At 55.3% G+C, this 17,342-nt stretch carries 10 protein-coding genes and 2 pseudogenes; 2 read left to right on the forward strand and 10 right to left on the reverse strand.

Annotated features, from left to right (window positions below; translation table 11 throughout):
- Positions 1-12: 12 nt before the first annotated feature.
- From C3V43_RS12080 to C3V43_RS12125, 9 genes are all read right to left on the reverse strand, one after another.
- Positions 13-291 (reverse strand): hypothetical protein, encoded by a 279-nt coding sequence (locus C3V43_RS12080; RefSeq protein ID WP_106070020.1) that lies wholly within the window; start codon positions 289-291, stop codon positions 13-15.
- Positions 292-463: 172 nt separating this feature from the next.
- A complete protein-coding gene (locus tag C3V43_RS12085) occupies positions 464-1,000 on the reverse strand; it encodes an HU family DNA-binding protein (protein WP_106070021.1) in 537 nt (178 codons plus the stop codon).
- Between the two features lie 408 nt (positions 1,001-1,408).
- Positions 1,409-4,108, reverse strand: a complete 2,700-nt coding sequence (locus tag C3V43_RS12090; RefSeq protein WP_129588760.1) for a fimbrillin family protein — start codon at positions 4,106-4,108, stop codon at positions 1,409-1,411.
- Between the two features lie 239 nt (positions 4,109-4,347).
- Positions 4,348-5,445: a fimbrillin family protein gene (locus C3V43_RS12095; protein WP_106069564.1), complete on the reverse strand. Its 1,098-nt coding sequence runs from the start codon at positions 5,443-5,445 to the stop codon at positions 4,348-4,350.
- 76 nt (positions 5,446-5,521) lie between these two features.
- The gene (locus tag C3V43_RS12100; protein WP_106069565.1) at positions 5,522-6,568 is read right to left on the reverse strand and encodes a DUF5119 domain-containing protein; all 1,047 of its coding nucleotides are present in this window, start codon (positions 6,566-6,568) and stop codon (positions 5,522-5,524) included.
- The gene (locus tag C3V43_RS12105) at positions 6,565-7,806 is read right to left on the reverse strand and encodes a DUF3575 domain-containing protein (protein ID WP_106069566.1); all 1,242 of its coding nucleotides are present in this window, start codon (positions 7,804-7,806) and stop codon (positions 6,565-6,567) included. The genes C3V43_RS12100 and C3V43_RS12105 overlap by 4 nt, the downstream gene beginning before the upstream one ends.
- A 398-nt stretch (positions 7,807-8,204) precedes the next feature.
- Positions 8,205-9,323 (reverse strand): tyrosine-type recombinase/integrase, encoded by a 1,119-nt coding sequence (locus C3V43_RS12115; protein WP_106070023.1) that lies wholly within the window; start codon positions 9,321-9,323, stop codon positions 8,205-8,207.
- Between the two features lie 129 nt (positions 9,324-9,452).
- Positions 9,453-13,013, reverse strand: coding sequence for a pyruvate:ferredoxin (flavodoxin) oxidoreductase (gene nifJ, locus C3V43_RS12120; protein ID WP_106070024.1), 3,561 nt, complete (start codon positions 13,011-13,013; stop codon positions 9,453-9,455).
- A gap of 30 nt (positions 13,014-13,043) precedes the next feature.
- Positions 13,044-14,222 (reverse strand): ATP-binding protein, encoded by a 1,179-nt coding sequence (locus C3V43_RS12125; RefSeq protein WP_106070025.1) that lies wholly within the window; start codon positions 14,220-14,222, stop codon positions 13,044-13,046.
- Positions 14,223-14,350: 128 nt separating this feature from the next.
- On the opposite strand from C3V43_RS12125, the gene C3V43_RS12130 reads away from it, so the two are divergent.
- Positions 14,351-15,529 carry a hypothetical protein gene (locus C3V43_RS12130; protein ID WP_106070026.1) on the forward strand — a complete coding sequence of 393 codons (1,179 nt, stop codon included), beginning with the start codon at positions 14,351-14,353 and terminating at the stop codon, positions 15,527-15,529.
- Between the two features lie 7 nt (positions 15,530-15,536).
- On the opposite strand, the pseudogene C3V43_RS12135 reads toward C3V43_RS12130, so the two are convergent.
- A pseudogene (locus C3V43_RS12135) lies at positions 15,537-15,734 on the reverse strand (acyltransferase family protein); the annotation flags it as partial.
- Here C3V43_RS12135 and C3V43_RS12140 point away from each other — a divergent pair.
- Positions 15,725-17,257, forward strand: a pseudogene (locus C3V43_RS12140) (helicase-related protein); the annotation flags it as partial. The pseudogenes C3V43_RS12135 and C3V43_RS12140 overlap by 10 nt on opposite strands.
- Positions 17,258-17,342 lie beyond the last annotated feature (85 nt).

Genomic DNA, 17,342 nt, shown 5'->3' on the forward strand with positions numbered 1-17,342 from the left:
CCCTTTGTCTACTCATCGCCCACCGCTGATTACTGCTGCCGTCGCCTCCACTAACCGGTACTTGCGGCACACCTCGCGGATGATTTTCTGCGGGATGTCCGTCACCATCGGATGCTTCTGTCCATCTTCGCCGGTCACGTGGCGCAATACTAATTGAGGGTATATGGCGTGCAATATCAAGGCCGAGCGGTCATAGGCTGTGGGCGATGCGCCCGTCATGTCGATGTTTATCAGGCAACTCTTGCGGAATTTCGCCGCCCGTATTCTTTTGGTAGTTCGATAGGGAGCCATGGGTAGTAGTGTTTAACGGTTAGTCGATGAGCGGTTAACGATGGGTGGTGAGCGATGAGCGGTGAGTGATAAGTGGTGAGCGCTGTTCGTGTGGCTTTGAAGCTTTCTGTTTTTCACTCACCACTCACTAATCGCTCACCACTGACAACTAACCACTAACCGCTAACAACCGCTAACCAAGCGGATTCTCTCCCTGTTCTCCCGAGCCGCCGGAAGTACCGCCGCCCGTGCCGCTGCCACTGCCGCCCGGTGCAGGCGTCGGCAGTCCTTTGGCTTTGCGGTAGTCCGCCATCGAGGCATAGTTGATTTTGTTCTCCAATACGCCTCCGTCCTCGAAGCGGAGGTCGCGGACAATGCTGTCGCGCAGTTCTTTGGTGGGAGTGAAGACGATGCGGGGCGACTTGATCATGGTGCCTGCGTTGAAGTCGTCTATCTTCTCCACGCCCGCGCTCTTGAAGGTGATGCGGAACGTGCCCAACCCGGGCATGTTCACCGTGTGACCCTGCTGAAGCTGCTGCGGGATAAAGGTTGCCAGCAACTCCATGGCGGCCTCCAGTTCGATGGGCGCGGTGGTGGTGTGTGCCGTGGCGGCACGGGTCAAGGCTTTGGGAGACAAAGGTCTTGCACTGTTGGGCACGGCATACCACTTGGCCGGTTCGTTCTTTTTCATCGGGTGCTTCTTCTGCACCAATTTGTAGCTGATACTCATACTGAAAAAAAAGTTTTTAGTTGATAATTAAATGATAATAACTCACAATCGGCGTGTGAACGCCTTTTCTTTCAATTCGCTTGAATGTCACCGCAGGAAAGGCGATTACCTCACTGCGGTGACGCTGCATGTCTCACTGCGGTGACGTCGCATGTCTCACTGCGGTGACGTCGCTTGCTTCACTGCGGTGACGCTATCTGTCTCACTGCGGTCTCATCGCCAGCCTCACTGCGGTGACACTGTTTGCCTCACCGCGGTGACGCATCTTGTTTCACTGCGGTCTCATCGCTTACTTCACTGCGGTGACGTTGACCGGCAAAGCCGGTATATGTTTTCCTGCGGCTGCAAGCCGCAGGAAAATAAAGCAAATGAAACAAATGAAGCCGACGCGGTCATTTCGCTCCTTTTTTATTCTTGACACGATCTCACCCCAAACCCATAGCTCCGATTGCTGCTTAGCAATGGGTACACGTTGCCCGGGTTGAAGTTCAGGCTCCACCCATAGACAATGTTGTTGTACGGTGCCAACCAACAGGCGCCGTAGTTGCCCACGCTGTGCGGCACGGCGGAATCGCTGTCCCGATAGCCCGACGCGGGGAAAAAGACGGTTTCGGTCTTGCTTGGGTTGCAATAGAAGTTCCAACCGTTGTTCCAAGCACCGCTTACGTTGAAGACTGATTCAATGGATGAGCTTTGCCCCGTTGAAGTAAAACCGGTAAAGGTGTTACTCGGAGGAAGTTTATATCCTACGGGTGAAGGGTCGTAAATGGTCTTTACAACCTCATTGTCGTTGGCTGTATTATCAGCATTCCAAAGATTGGCGTATTTCTGGTCCATGTAACTATTCGTACAGAATGCATTAGGATTGGTGATGCAGGAGGTGATGCAGGCATTTTCGAAGGCAAAGCTGCTTGTCGGGGGAAGTTGGTTGGTGTGGGTTGTCCCCGATGCATCATACCAAGCCTTATTCTTAACAGTGGAGCCGTCGAGTATTCCTCCCACGAATGGGTCTTTACGTCCCCACTGGAAATAGGTATTATCACCTAAAATGGTGTTAATGTGTGCTTTCTGCTTCACTACTACCGTCTCCGTTGTTCCCGCATATCCTGCCGTTGCCTGCTGTTTGAAGCGTACTTTCACCTCCCGTCCGGCATAGTTCTCCCTTCTCTCGTCGCACCAGCCCAAATTTACAGGCAGGATGGTGTAATTATAGTTTTGGAAGTTGGTAATGGTCTTCAAGCCTGTCCCCGGCACATAGTCCGTCACCCAGATGTGCCAGCTCCAGAGTATGGTGTTGGATGCGTCACGCACCGCCACCACAGCATTGCCCTGCTTGATGGTGCTTTGCGCCACCGTGAACGTCAGGAATCCCCCCGACAGCCCCACACCAGTCACAAGGTCCTGCTCGTCCTGCCACACGAGTGTGGCATTGGCAGGCGTGCAGCCCGCATTGCTGCCTATATAAGGATTGGTAATGGCATTTCCCAGGTGGTTGATGAAATTCACCAGCACATTGGCCCCGCTTGCCGTGGAGGTATAGGCCGAGGCATTCGTGCTTCCGTTCTTGATTGCGTTCCCGTACACCAGCGGCAACCGGTACGTACCCGGCGCGTTCACCACGTAGCAGTTGGCCGTGTTCTGCACGGCGTCCGCCCCCGTGGCGTTCGAGAGGTTCCAGTTCGTCTTCGGCGATGCAGCCCGCAGGTTGTCGTTGTTGGGCTCGTACATCACCTTCACCTGTGCCGCGGCCGTGGCCTGGTGCGCCGCCGGGGTGTTACCCCCGGGCCCGCTTTCGGTGAACGTCGTCAGCCACGCCGGTTTGGTGCTGCTCCAGTTCAGCCCGTTGTCCGTGGAGTATTCCACCGTCCACGCCATGGGTAGCGTCTTTGTCGCGTCTCCCGGACGTGTCACCTCCAGGTAGCTGGATACGGTGTAGTTCTGCGTGCCTCCCGTATGCTCGAAGTCACCCGGGGCGATGACGTTCAGCCTCGGCACCACCGAGATGCTCGACGTGCTGATGCGGTAGGTCACCGTCTTGCCCATAGGCCATGCCTTACCCGCTATGCTTGCCGTGAGCGTGCGCTGCGTGTTCGTAAGCTTGTCGGTGTAGACAACTTCCAGTTGCGCACCTGCGGGCAGCGTCTGCGGTATCATCATGAACGTTGCCGCCGGCTGCGTGATGGGTGCCCCCAACACGTTGGGGTCGGGCGTGGTCACGTTCAGCGTCTGCGCAAAATCCCTTGTGGTCGAGTGACCGCTCCACGCCGTCTCCCCTATGCGGTGCGTAGCCGTGCCGTACACCCCCTTCAGCGTTATCTTCGTCACCGTACCCGGCAGCAGCGGGTTGCCCGTCTCGAAGCGCACGGCCGTCAGCGCGTGCCTGAATGTCAGCGGCGCAGGCGCGTGCAGCACCCCCGCCACGTCCACCGACGAGGCCGTCAGCAGGTCGGTCTGGGCAGCCACGGCCGCCGGAACGGTGTAGCTGAACGCCGGTGCTCCGGGCGTGGTGATGCCCGTGGTCAGGGTAACGCCCGCGCAGTGGTGAGGGGCGTAAGCGAAGAAAGCCACCCGCTTGTTCGTGCCCGGCCAGTAGTAGGTCGTCGCCCAGCTTTCCGACTTCTTCACCTGCGTGTCGAAGAAGTAGTTAGGGGCGACGGTGTTGTTCCACGTGTCGGTGGACGGATATACGGCCGCGAACACCGTGGCGTCGGCATGCATGGTGGCGGTTGTCACCGGGGCGCCCTTGGTGGTTGCGCCGCCGCTTTCCCCGGCAACGCCGGCGCCGGCTTCCCGCGCCTCATCCGTGGCGATGCCCTCTTCCGTCAGGGTGTGCAGGTACAATTCCTGCCCGCCGTCCGACGTCTCCCCACCGATGGGGGTTATCTCCAAGTGCGGCACGCTGTCGGCGGAGGCACGCGTGGTTGAGGGGGCGTCCCCCGCCCCCTGCAATGCGGTCACGGCAAACCCGATGGACGCCCCCGCACGGTGTCCGGTTTCATGTTCGTCCGAGCACGCCGCAAACAGCAGGGCGGACAGCAACAGGCCGCCCGGCAACAATCGGGAGGCCGTGGCCGGGCGGATAAATCTCATAGTTACAATAGTTCTCATAAGCAAAGTTTATTTAGCGATTAGCGTTAATTAGCGGTCAGTTGATTAGTGGTTAACGGTCAGTGGTCAGTGATTAGTCGATAGCGCAGCCTGCTGACCGCTCATCGCTAACCGCTCACCGCTATATTACGTGCGGACGTCGGGGGACGGAGGGCTTGCGCCCTCCCCGGCCGCCTGTATCGGGCCGGTCCAACCCCCGCCGTCCTTCGGTATGTGGTGTGACGCCCGTAACACGAGGATTACAGGCCTATCTCCTCTTCGGGCTGGTTGTCCCACTCGTCAACCGTAACGGTGAACTTGATGGCACCGCCCAATACAGGATCGCCGCCCGTGCCCGGGTTGGGGTCCACGTTCGGGTCTACCGGATTGTCGGGGTTCGTGGGATTCGGGTCTATGTTGCCACCGCCGCCGCTTCCGAGGAAATTCAGCGTGTAAGTGTACTTCTTACCCGGCAGCCAGTTCGTCCCGACGGGCACTGCCGCATAGGCGAACTTGTCCGCCTGGGGAGGGAAGATCTGCGTCAGGTTGCCCCCGTTCTTGCTCGAAATCCGGCAAAGCACGGCGATGTAGGCACCGTCGGCGCCGCTCCCCTTCGTCCAAGGCGTAAGCTGCTGGGGAATCATCAGGAAGTTGCTCTTGGTGATGTTCTCGGCGTCCGAAGTGAGCGTGAATTCGGAGTCGAGGTTGGTAGCGTAGTCCTTCGCTGTGCCGGGAACCGTCCAGTGGCTGGAGGGCAGCGTGCCCGTCACCACCGTGGTGGGGAAGGTGAAGTTGGCCGTGGAGGACACGTGACCCAGCTTCACGCCAAGCACCTTGATCTCATATGCGGTGGTGTTGGCCGACTTGGCCTTCACCTGTATCTGGGAGAGGATGTGCTTGAACTGCAGGGCAACGCCGGAAGTCTCGTTGGCCGCTTTCGTTCCCGTGGCGAAGGCCACCACGACGTCTTTCTGGTCGGCAACGGCCGGTGCGGGCGAGAAGTTGTTGATGGCGCGCGCCGTGGGACTCACGGCAACGGTCGTCACGTCGACCGGGGAGTACGCGAAGAAGTTCAGCGTGCCCGTGCCCGGCCAGTAGTAGGTCTGCGCAGTGCTCCAGACGGAACCGGCCTTGTTCACCTGCAGGTCCGTGAAGAAGTTGGCAGCCGCACCCGCCAGGTAAGAGCTCACCTTGAACTGCGAGATGTTGGCCGTGGTGATGACAGGGCCGCGCGTCACGTTGCCAACGCTGGGGCGGAATTTGATGCCCGCGCCGTTGTCCAGGCCCGTGGTCTCGTCCTGCGAGCAGGAGGCAAGGGCAAGAAGACCCATTGCCAAATACAATACATTCTTTTTCATGTCTTTAATCGTTTAAATTGATAATTGATAATTGATAATATATAGGTGTCACATCACAATCTCAAATGTCTGCCGCCTACATCTCCACCTCCACGTTCTCCCCTATCCAGTCGTCCACCGAAGGCATGAAGCCTCCTCCCTCCTCCACGATGGGTTTGGGAAGGTCGAGCCCGTCGATGACGATGTGCACGTTCTTTGGGTCGGGGGCCCCGTTCACCTGGGCAGCCACATCGAAAGTGTAGTACTGCTTGCTCCCGTCCGTCAGGATGACGTAGAGCGCCAGCGTGCGCATCTTGTTGGCCGATGCGGACAGGCCGAAGGCGTGGCAACCGCCCGTGATGACGGAAGCCGCTTCGTCGCCCCTCGCCTCGAAGGGCAGCATCGTGCGCAGGGCCGAGCGGGCGGAGCCGGCAACCGCCAGGCTGCCCGAAAGCCCCGACAGCGAGAGCCCCAGTGCCGAGGCGAACTTCAGGTTCCGGACGTTGCGTATCTCCACCGTGTAGCGGGAGGTCTCCTCCACGGGATAGAACGTGACTTCCCGGTCGTAGGCCGCTCCCGACGGCCCTTCCGGCGGCAGTATCTCCACATCCGTGCGGCTTCCCGCCCAAAGGCGGTCGGGGGGCAGGCAGACGGCCTCGCCCGAGGGGTTGGCGCCGGCAGGGTTGCCCTGCAGCCCCAGCGGCTCGAGCAGGTAGGAGGGGCGCGTGTAGGCCTCGAAAGTACCGTAGCCGTCAGTACCGCGGAGCAGCACGGCCTCGGTGTCGTTGTTCAGGAACACGGCCTTGTAGGTGCCGGGCGGGATCTCCACCGTCCCCCCTGCGGCGTTGTCGAAGTCGTAGCGGAGGGGTTCGCCTCCCGTTTCGGGGTAGAGGTACAGGCTCATGGTCTTGGCCGTGGCCCCAGGGGCGTTGCGCCAGTCGAAGACGACATGCACCCTCGACACGACGGCCCCGGGCTCGCAGAACCCTTTGTGCTCGCAGGATGAGAGCGTGCCGGCGATGATGGCGGCTGCTAAGGCCGCGCAGAGTGCCAGCGCCATGGCGGCTACTGTGGTGCCGAGGGCCCGCAGGGTGCGGGAAGGGAACGGGTGCTTTCCCGTTTTCATCGTATTATAGGTTTTCATCTCTTGCCTCCTTTCTTTTTGTTTACGTTATCGTGGCCCAGCAGCCACACGAGCGACACCTCGGCCTTGGTGGGGCCGAACCAGCGGCGTTGCCGGGTGGCCTGCCACAGGTAGCACTCTTTCCGGTGGGTCTCGCACCATCCCTTGGGGATGTACTCGAAGTATTCGCCGCCCAAGTAGCCGATGCCGATGCTGAAGTCGAGGTTCAGCCTGCGTCCGATGGGGGCGGAGTAGCCATAGGCGATGCCGCCCCCGTAGCTCCAGCGGTCGCCCAGATAGCCCTTGCCGCCCCACTCTAAGTCGTAGGTCAGCAGCTGGCCGTAAAGCCCTATGTGGTGCCCGGTCAGCGGCTTCTTGCCGTAGCTCAGCCAGCGCCGCACCTCCAGGTCGCCGCCATAGATGCGGTGGTAACGGTGGCGGCTGTCGCTCTTGAACCAGGTGTACATCCAGTTGCCGGCTACCGACCAGCCGCGGCCCAAGTAGAACTCCAGCCCGATGTTGGGAACGACCAGGGCGTCATAGAGCAGGTTGGTCTTCAGCGCCATGTAGAAAGGTCTGCGATCCTGCGGCGCTGGTACGGCCTCAGCCTGTTCGGGCGGGAGGATGTAGACGGTGTCCTTCACGGCCTGTTGCGCCTCCTCTGTCTCGTACCACACGTGCAGGGTGGAGGCGCGCAGCTCGGGGAAGAAGCGGCTCTCCATGTAGCGCCAGGCGTAGCCCCCGCCCGCCATGGCCAGACGGCGCTTGCGGCCGTCGGCCACCTTGCCCTCGCGAGTAATCCACTCGGGGGTGTAGCGCAGGATGTCGAGCACCTCGTAGCGGTAGGGCATGTACTCGTCCGCCTGCACGAGCTTTTCCAGTCCCTGCCAGTCCACGCCCTTGGGCACGGTGGAGAGCCACCCGAACTCATGGGGGAAGTAGCCGGAGACCAGCTGCCGGATGGCCTCGGCCCTCCGCTCGGAGAGACGCTGGTTCAATGCCGTGCTTCCCTCGGGGGAGGCGCCTGCGGTGACCCGCAGGCCCCGTATGCGCCGCGAGGGGTCTTGCAGCAGGGTTCTGAAACGCTCGGTGAAGGCGCGCACGCGCGCGCCGTTCTCACGGAAATAGGGGTCGAGGCGCGATTCGCCCTGACGGAAATAGACGCGCACGGAATCCGTGCCGCGGCGGATGCCGGGATCCTGCGCCCGGGAATGCCCGGACAGGAGCAGCAGCAACAGGAGGATAAAGGGTCTTTTCATCGTTGACGCTTAAGGGTTATACATCTTTTTCATCTTGCCTGCCCTCGTGCACGGAAAGAGGGAGGAAGCCTGACGGAATCTCCCGCAAAAGCCGTGGGCAAGGGGGTCAGGGCAAGCCGCCTCTTACGAAGAGGTGGGGGAAAGAAGGAGGGAGGGGGCATGGGCGAGACTTTCCGGGGCGGATTCCTTATGGCGGGGACACGCTTCCCGGCGGATGCAGAGGCGAAATGGCGGGGGACGCAAATGTTCGTGTAAATAATATTTATAAAATATTCGTCCTAAAGCTTGTTAATATGGGATAAAAGTGGTTTATTTGCAGAGACTTACGGGCAAGGCAACACCTCTTCGTAAGAGGTGGGATGTAAAATGTTGTCGGTAAGGCGCATGCCTTTGGGGGCTCATGCCCCGATTCTTTCCAGCAGTCCGCGGTTGGCCTCCGCCAGCCGTTCGTCCTTTATACCCTCGATGTATATGAGCGTGGTCTTGGTATCGGTATGCCCCAGCGCCTTGGAGATGACGGGCAGGTCGACGCCATGCTCGTAGGCGATGCTCGCCCACGAGTGTCGGGCGACGTAGGAGGTGAGGTTCACCGCAATCCCGGCCTGCCGGGCAAGCTGCTTCAACGAGCGGTTGTAGCGGTTCAGGGCGCAGGGATAGGAGACGGGGCATATCCGTCCGTCCTTCACCTTATATAATATAGGGAAGAGATAGTCCGTGCCCTCAGCCTTGTACTTCCCCAAGATGTCGAGCATGCACTTTTCGAGTTTCACCCTCACCTGCCGCCCCGTCTTGCAGCGCCGGTAGGTAAGCACCCCGTCCTTTACCTGCCGCTTCCTCAAGTGCGCCAGGTCGGTGAAGGGCATGCCCATGGCGTAGAACGAGAAGAGGAAGAGGTCGAGGGCGGAAGCCCCCAGAGCCGGTGCGGCCCCTTTCCCCTTTCCTCCCCCGCAGGGAGGGGGAAAGGGGGTGAGGATCAGCCTGCGCATCTCCTCCGCCCCGATGCTCCGCTTGACGGTACGCTCGTTGCCCGTAAACACGCCCTTGAACGGCGTCCTGTCCTTCACGAGCCGCTTTGCGGCCGCCTTGTTGTAGATGGCGCGCAGGGAGCGCATGTAGCACGAGGACGTGTTGGGGCATACGCCCCTTTCGCGCAGCCACCGCTCGTAGCGGCGCAGGGTGTCGGCATCCAGCGCGGATAGCGGCAGGTCCCTGCCGCCGTTGAAGCGGACGAACGAACGCACCGCCGTGCGGTAGTTGTCGGCGGTGGAGCGGCTTAAGCCACGGGCTGCCACCCGGACGAAACTTGAAAGCGTGGGGGAGGCGGTGCGCGCTTTCCGCACTTTCCCCGCATCCTTTCCTTCCTTTTCTTCTTTCTCCTGCCGCTCTTTCACCGCATCCGCTTTCTCCTCCTGCCGCTCTTTCTCCGCTTTCTCTTCTTTTCCCTTTTCCCTTTTGCCGGCGGAACAGGTTCTTTGAAGCCCGTCCGCACTCCTGAAATAAGATAGAATACTGAACATCTCTTGATTGATTTAATTGGTTGATCAGAGGGCAAAAGTAGGGATTATGGAGGAAGAAAAGAAGTTGGGCGGGAAGCACTCGTCATGCCATCCCGCCCAACCGGTCTTATCTTATCTCGATAATCAAACTTATTCGGCCACTTCGGCGCCCCAGTTCTCTTTAGACAGACGCTTGTAGCTGTTGTAACGCCACCTTGCATTGTCTTCGGCAGCCTGGAACAACTGTTCTGCTTCTTGCGGATATTGTTTCATCACCGAAGCATAGCGCACTTCGCCTTTCAGGAAGTCTTTGAAGCCTGTCCAGTCGGGCTCTTTGCTGTCCAGCGTGAAAGGATTCTTGCCTTCGGCTTCCAAAGACGGGTTGTAGCGCCACAGATGCCAGTAACCGCACTTCACGGCTAATTCTTCTTCGGCCTGACTCTTACCCATACCTGCCTTCAGACCGTGGTTGATACACGGAGCGTATGCGATGATGAGCGACGGGCCGGGATATGCTTCTGCCTCGCGGATAGCCTTCAAAGTCTGAGCTTGGTCGGCTCCCATAGCTATCTGCGCAACGTAAACGTAGCCGTAAGTAGTGGCCATCAAGCCGAGGTCTTTCTTGCGTACGCGTTTGCCGGAAGCTGCAAACTTGGCGATAGCGCCTACCGGAGTAGCTTTGGAGGACTGGCCGCCTGTGTTGGAGTAAACTTCAGTATCCAGAACCAGAATGTTGACATCCTTGCCCGAAGCGATAACATGGTCGAGACCGCCGTAACCGATGTCGTATGAAGCACCGTCGCCACCGATAATCCACTGGCTGCGCTTTACGAGGTATTGCGTCAGTCCTTTCAGTTCCTTGCATACGGGACAACCTGCGGCAATACCGCCATCGATTACTTGTTCGAGCTGCGGAGCCAATTCCTTGGTCTTATCGGCATCGAACATATTGTCGATCCATGCCTGCATCAGTTCTTTGGCATCGGCAGGCGTATGCTCGTTTTCGATTGCTTGTTTGAAAAGCTTCACGATACGTTCGCGCATCTTTTCGTTGGCAAGTTCCATACCAAGACCGAATTCGCAGAAGTCTTCGAACAAAGAGTTAGCCCATGCAGGACCATGACCTTTTTCGTTCTTTGTATAAGGAGTAGAAGGTACTGAGCCGGAGTAGATGGAAGAACATCCGGTAGCGTTGGCCACCATTTCGCGGTCGCCGAACAACTGGGTGATCAGTTTGACGTACGGAGTCTCACCGCAACCGGCACAAGCACCGGAGAACTCGAACAACGGAGTGGCAAACTGAGAGTTCTTCACGTTGGCCTTGATGTCGACAAGGTGTTGCTTGCTCTTCACGTTTTCGGCGCAGTAAGTCCAGTTGTCTGCTTCTGACAATTGACTTTCAAGATGCTTCATTGTCAGAGCTTTGCCACCCTTCTTCGGGTTGCCCGGACAAACATCGGCACAGTTGCCGCAACCCAGACAGTCGAGAACATCGACCTGAATGCGGAACGTCATGCCGTCGAATACCTTTCCTACGGCCTTCAGTTGAGTGAAGTTTGCACCCTTCTGCTCTTCCTCGTCGAGCACGAACGGACGGATAGAAGCATGAGGACAAACGTATGCACACTTGTTACACTGGATACAGTTTTCCGGATTCCATTCAGGAACGAAAGCTGCTACACCGCGTTTCTCGAATTTGGCGGTTCCTTGATACCAAGTACCGTCTTCGATGCCTTTGAATGCAGATACCGGCAGCAAGTCGCCGTCTTGCGCGTTGATGGGGCGAACCACTTCGTTGATGAACGCCGGGTCGTTATTCTCCACTTTAGCGTCGTCAGGCAGGTTGGCCCAAGCCGGGTCGACGGTCAGTTGCTTGTACTCGCCGCCGCGGTCAACGGCTGCATAGTTCTTGTTCACCACGTCTTCACCTTTCTTGCCGTAAGACTTCACGATGAACTTCTTCATTTGTTCAACGGCCAAGTCGACAGGGATTACACCCGTGATGCGGAAGAATGCGGACTGGAGGATGGTATTGGTGCGGTTGCCCAAACCGATTTCCTGTGCAATTTGCGTAGCGTTGATATAGTAAACGGTGATATTGTTCTGGGCAAAATACTTCTTCACCTTATTGGAAAGATTCTTTGCCAGCTCTTCGCCTTCCCAGATGGTATTCAGCAGGAATGAGCCGTTCTTGCGCAAGCCGCGTGTCACGTCATACATGTGCAGGTAGGCCTGAACATGGCAAGCAACGAAGTTCGGCGTATTTACCAAATAGGTAGAACGAATCGGAGTATCGCCGAAGCGCAGGTGAGAGCAAGTGAAACCGCCCGATTTCTTAGAGTCGTATGAGAAGTAAGCCTGACAGTGTTTGTCGGTGTTGTCGCCGATAATCTTCACGGAGTTCTTGTTGGCACCTACCGTACCGTCAGCACCCAAACCGTAGAATTTGGCTTCGAACATGCCTTCGCCACCCAATGCGATTTCTTCTTCCTGAGGCAGAGAAGTGAATGTCACGTCGTCTACGATGCCGATAGTGAAGTGGTTCTTCGGCATCGGCATGGCCAGATTCTTGTAAACGGCGATGATTTGGGCGGGAGTGGTGTCTTTAGAACCCAGACCGTAGCGGCCGCCTACGATGACCGGCGCATTCTCCATGCCATAGAAGCAGTCTTTTACGTCGAGATACAACGGTTCGCCATTGGCGCCCGGTTCTTTGGTACGATCCAGTACGGCAATCTTCTTGGCTGTTTTGGGAACTGCTGCAAGGAAGTGCTTGGCCGAGAACGGACGATACAGATGGACGGCAACCAGACCGACCTTCTCGCCATTGGCCCTGAGGTGGTCGATGGCTTCGCGTGCGGCTTCCGTTACAGAGCCCATAGCGATGATGACACGATCTGCATCTTCTGCTCCGTAATAATCGAACAGACCGTATTTGCGGCCGGTAATCTTGGAAATCTCGTTCATGTATTCTTCTACGATTGCAGGAACTGCTGTGTAGTAGTTGTTGCAAGATTCGCGGTGCTGGAAGAAGTGGTCGGGATTTTCCGCCATACCACGGGCTACCGGATTCATCGGGTTCAATGCACGTGCGCGGAATTCGGCCAAAGCTTCTTGGTCGATGAGCGGAGCGAGGTCTTCGTTCTCCAGCATCTCGATTTTCTGGATTTCGTGTGAAGTGCGGAAACCGTCGAAGAAGTTAACGAACGGCACGCGGCTCTTCAAAGTGGAGAGGTGGGCCACACCGGCCAAGTCCATTACTTCCTGTACGGAACCTTCTGCCAACATTGCGAAGCCGGTCTGACGGGCAGACATGACGTCTTGGTGGTCGCCGAAGATACACAGCGCATGGCTTGCCAAAGTACGTGCCGATACGTGGAATACGCAAGGCAGGAATTCACCGGCTATCTTGTACATATTCGGAATCATCAACAACAGACCCTGAGAAGCGGTGTACGTGGTGGTGAGCGCACCGGCCTGCAAAGAACCGTGAACGGCACCTGCCGCACCGCCTTCCGACTGCATTTCCTGCACCAATACAGTTTCGCCGAAGATGTTCTTACGACCTGCGGCAGCCCATTCGTCTACATATTCAGCCATCGTAGAAGAGGGAGTGATGGGGTAGATGGCAGCTACTTCGGAAAACATATACGAGATATGCGCAGCAGCCTGATTACCATCACAAGTAATGAATTTCTTTTGTTTAGTCATAACTAATTATTTATTAAGTGAAAAAATCTATTAATATAAGAAGCCGAACAGCCAGAGGGGTATTTGGTTGCCCCGGCCTATTTCAGCTTTATGCAGTACGTACGTTACGCCCGGATTGTTTTTTATTTTCATTCCTTCCAGACAAATCTTAAAGGGCATCACTTCATCTACCATGAATGACATATTCTTGTCTCCTTTATTTACCTTGTGGTCTTTCCACATTGCGTTTGCAAAGAATGTATCCAATACGTCTTGCTCTTCTACCTTGACGGGGTAGATGGAATACATCAAGTTTGAATTGTGCATCATTATCTTAGAAGGCTTCTTGGGAAATTCTTCTTCTTTGGGATACAACATGTTGATGAGACGTGCATCTGCCAAATATTTGATGTAGTTCATCACAGTGGCGCGTGAGGTCTGTATGTCGTTTGCCAGTTGACTGACATTCGGTGCTTTCGGTCCGTCTACGGCCAGCAGGTATAGCAGTTTCTTTATCTTTGAAAGATATTTCAGCTCTATTTGCTTAATCAGCAAAATATCTACCTCCACCATCATGTTCATGGTTTTAAGCAGATTCTCCGAGAAGTTCCGTTTTTCGAGAAAGAAAGGGTAGAACCCATGGTGCATATAGTCTTGAAGATAGTCCAGCGGATGCACTTTGGAAAGAATGCCTTTGGCTATCTGTTCATGGTTACTCAGAATCTCTTCCAAAGTATAAGCCCGGAATTTCATGCCTGTTTGCAGGTTCAAGTACTCCCGGAATGAAAATCCGCGGAGGTTGTAGCTTTTGACAATATCGCGCAACTCCAGGTTTTCTTCTTTCAGCCGCATCACGGACGAGCCGGTGAATACAATCTTCAGATTAGGGAAGCGGTCATAACACATGCGCAGTTCCTGACTCCAGTCGGGATACTTGAATACTTGGTCTATCAGCAGCACTTTTCCTCCACGACGCTGAAACTCGGCGGCAAATTCTACAATACTGTGTCCGGAGAAGTAGAAGTTGTTCATGTTGATGAAGAGGCAGGAACGGTCCGTGCCGAACTTTTCTTTGGCATACTGGAGGAGGAATGTGGTTTTACCTACCCCTCTTGTCCCCTTGATGCCGATAAGGCGGTCGTTCCAGTCAATCTCGTCCATGAGGTCGCGGCGTACGGGAGCATTGGTGTGCTCTACAAGATAAGCGTGTGTACGGTAAAATGCTTCCATGCTTTAAATTCGGTTTATCAGGCGACAAAGATATTCTTTTTTTGTGAAATTGCAAAGTGGAGATGACAAAATATTATATAACTTTGCATGCTCGCACAGAATGTGTATAAATACTTAACAATTGAAAGATGAAGCTCTACCTATTCAATCCGGATGCAGATATGGCCTTGGGAAACAATGAGGAGAACTACATGCCGCCTGCTGCTATCCGTCGTATGGGCGAAGACTTGGCTTTGTTGCCCCTCTGGTATGCCGAGCCGGGCAGCGCGGTATTGGCTTCTTCTGCCTACAATGCCGATTTTCTGAAACGGATGGGGGAACTGTTCCGGCTGGATGTGAAATTGCTGACTGTGCCGGAGTTACCTGACTATGCGGATGTACAAGCAATGCCTTGGGGCTGGAACCCGGCCATCCGCAAATATCTGTTGAAAGCAGGACTTCCTGAGTATAACTTACCCTTGCCGGAGAAGCTTACCGCTTACCGTCGGCTTTCTTCTCGCGGCGAGGCGATGGAAGTAATGGGCGCTTTTCGGATTTCGGAGAAGGATGGGTTCTGCGGCGTCTCTTGTCGTTTGTCTGCTATTGCCGATTGCAGGGAGTTCGTGACAAGATACGATGCTTGTGTGCTGAAAGCTCCTTGGTCGGGTAGCGGTAAGGGATTGAATTGGTGTAAGGGCGTTTTTACCCAATCCATTGAAGGCTGGTGTGAACGTGTTATCAGAGAGCAGGGATTCGTGTTGGGAGAGCCTGCCTATCATAAAGTCGAGGATTTTGCTATGGAGTTCTGTTCCGACGGATGTGGAAAAGTCTCTTTTGTGGGTTATTCTTTGTTTTCTACGAATAAAAGCGGTGCGTATAGCGGCAATGTCCTGATGCCTTCGCAGGATATAGAAAAACGCATTGCGGGATATGTTCCTCTTCAATTGTTGCACGATGTGCGCAACAGGTTGTGCCTCATGCTTTCGGAACGATATGGATCAACTTACGACGGTTATTTGGGCGTGGATATGATGGTGTGTCTTATGCCGGATGGCCGCTATGCCGTTCATCCCTGTGTGGAAATCAATATGCGGATGAATATGGGGGTGGTTGCCCTCCATTTGCAAGAACATATCATGGCTCCGGAAAGTGTCGGACTACTATCCATCGACTACTGTCCTTCCAATGAGGAATTGCGCGAAAAACACGAACAAGACAGGGCGGCACATCCTGTTGTGGTAAATGACGGGAAATTGGTCTCCGGTTATCTTCCGTTAGTACCGGTAACGACGAAAAGCTGTTACCGGGCCTATGTGCTGGTCTGGTGAAGAGATATCATTTTTGCTTCTTGCCTCTGTCTGAAAAACGTTTCGCCAAATACTTGCGTACAGGTTCGTCATATAGTTTCAGGCATAGATAGGCCACCAATATGTTCCACGCATAAACACATAGTGCCACTTGCCAAGTCTGGCCGAAAGTGAACAGTCCGTTCTTTATCAACCATGCGTAGAACAAATACATGAACGGATAATGCCCGAAAGATGTCGCTCGACATGCGGATGATCTCTCCTTCTTACGAAGACCATATCGACAACAAGGCTTCGCACTGCGCCCGACTGATCCACGATTATTACCGGAAATATGAACGGGAGAAAGGTACCCAGTTCGTTTTCTCGGATTTGGGCACGTACAAGCCCGACGAGTGGAACGTTTACAGCGAAATCAAACGAAAACTGACCGATGATTACGGCATCCCTGCGTCGGAAATCCGTTTCATTCAGGAATGCAAAACGGAGGCTGCCAAGAAAGCGATGATCGCAGGCATGAATGCCGGCAGCATACGTGTCCTGTTCGGCTCCACCGAAATGCTCGGAACGGGCGTCAATGCCCAGCAGAGGGCAGTGGCGGTGCATCATCTTGACACGCCCTGGGTGCCCAGTGCCCTGGAGCAACGGGATGGCAGGGCAATCCGCAAAGGCAATGAAGTAGCCAAGTTCCATGCCGGCAACAAGGTCGATGTCATCATCTACGCCGTGGAAAAGTCGCTCGACAGCTACAAGTTCAACCTGTTGCACAACAAGCAGCTTTTCATCAATCAGCTGAAGACAAACTCCCTCGGAAGTCGAAGCATCGACGAAGGTGGCATGGACGAAGCAACAGGCATGAACTTTTCCGAATATGTAGCCGTGCTATCCGGTAATACCGACCTGTTGGAGAAAGCCCGGTTGGATAAGAAGGTGATGGCGATGGAGAGCGAGCGAAAGAACTTTCTTTACGAAAGAGACACGGCACGTTCGCAACTGGCGAAACTTCAGGGCGCAGTCGAGTTTCATGAGAAGAAGATCGCCGAAGCCGGGAAAGACCGGACGGTTTTCGAGGAGCGGGTAAAGAAAAACGAAGACGGGACATACCAAAACCCGATACGGATCGATGGAGTGGAAGACGGCAGGGATATCAAAACGATCGCCCGCAGGCTGAAAGAGTACGAAGAGAAAGCCCGGACAGGCGGTGAGCACATGCCGATCGGCGAATTATACGGCTTTCAATTATCCGTCAAGAGCGAAGCCTCCATGAAAGAGAGTTTCGACTTCGTGGATAACCGGTTCTTTGTGAAAGGTTGTGGCAGCATCTATTATACTTACAACAACGGACATTTGGCTGAAGACCCCAAACTGGCCTGCATGAACTTTCTGAATGCCTTGGAGAAGATTCCCAGAGTCGTCGAGAGTCATCGGAAAGAACTGGCTGCGACACAAGCCAAGATGCCGACGTTCGAAACGATGGTTTCTGCCGTATGGAAGAAAGAGGAGGAATTGCAGGAGCTGAAGAGACAGGCCGCGGAGCTGGATCGCAAGATCGCCCTTTCGCTCAAAAAAGAGGACAACAGCGAAGTGAAACCGGAAGAAACGGTAGCTCCTAATGCGACGATCGCAGTCGATGCGCCCTTACGGGAGGAGCTAAAAAGGGAACGGTCTTCCGAGCGGAATCATACCGATTGGAAAGAAATACGGGAGGATGAAAAAATCAAACCCAGCATAAAGCCCGGAAAGTGGTGAGAAGAGCTTAGAAATTAAAAATCAGCCTGCTGTTTTCATATATATGAGTCAACTCTACATTGGATTATTCAACACGGACGATTTT

Origin of the sequence: Prevotella heparinolytica (assembly GCF_002998535.1) — a bacterium.
Taxonomy (GTDB): Bacteria; Bacteroidota; Bacteroidia; order Bacteroidales; family Bacteroidaceae; genus Bacteroides; species Bacteroides heparinolyticus.

What these genes read in the sequence shown, in the direction of transcription:
- C3V43_RS12085 (WP_106070021.1), bottom strand. Translation starts at nt 1,000, where the DNA reads ATGAGTATCAGCTACAAATTGGTGCAGAAGAAGCACCCGATGAAAAAG.
- C3V43_RS12105 (WP_106069566.1), bottom strand. Translation starts at nt 7,806, where the DNA reads ATGAAAAGACCCTTTATCCTCCTGTTGCTGCTGCTCCTGTCCGGGCAT.
- C3V43_RS12130 (WP_106070026.1), top strand. Translation starts at nt 14,351, where the DNA reads ATGAAGCTCTACCTATTCAATCCGGATGCAGATATGGCCTTGGGAAAC.
- C3V43_RS12115 (WP_106070023.1), bottom strand. Translation starts at nt 9,323, where the DNA reads ATGTTCAGTATTCTATCTTATTTCAGGAGTGCGGACGGGCTTCAAAGA.
- C3V43_RS12100 (WP_106069565.1), bottom strand. Translation starts at nt 6,568, where the DNA reads ATGAAAACCTATAATACGATGAAAACGGGAAAGCACCCGTTCCCTTCC.
- C3V43_RS12090 (WP_129588760.1), bottom strand. Translation starts at nt 4,108, where the DNA reads ATGAGAACTATTGTAACTATGAGATTTATCCGCCCGGCCACGGCCTCC.
- C3V43_RS12080 (WP_106070020.1), bottom strand. Translation starts at nt 291, where the DNA reads ATGGCTCCCTATCGAACTACCAAAAGAATACGGGCGGCGAAATTCCGC.
- C3V43_RS12095 (WP_106069564.1), bottom strand. Translation starts at nt 5,445, where the DNA reads ATGAAAAAGAATGTATTGTATTTGGCAATGGGTCTTCTTGCCCTTGCC.
- C3V43_RS12125 (WP_106070025.1), bottom strand. Translation starts at nt 14,222, where the DNA reads ATGGAAGCATTTTACCGTACACACGCTTATCTTGTAGAGCACACCAAT.
- nifJ (WP_106070024.1), bottom strand. Translation starts at nt 13,013, where the DNA reads ATGACTAAACAAAAGAAATTCATTACTTGTGATGGTAATCAGGCTGCT.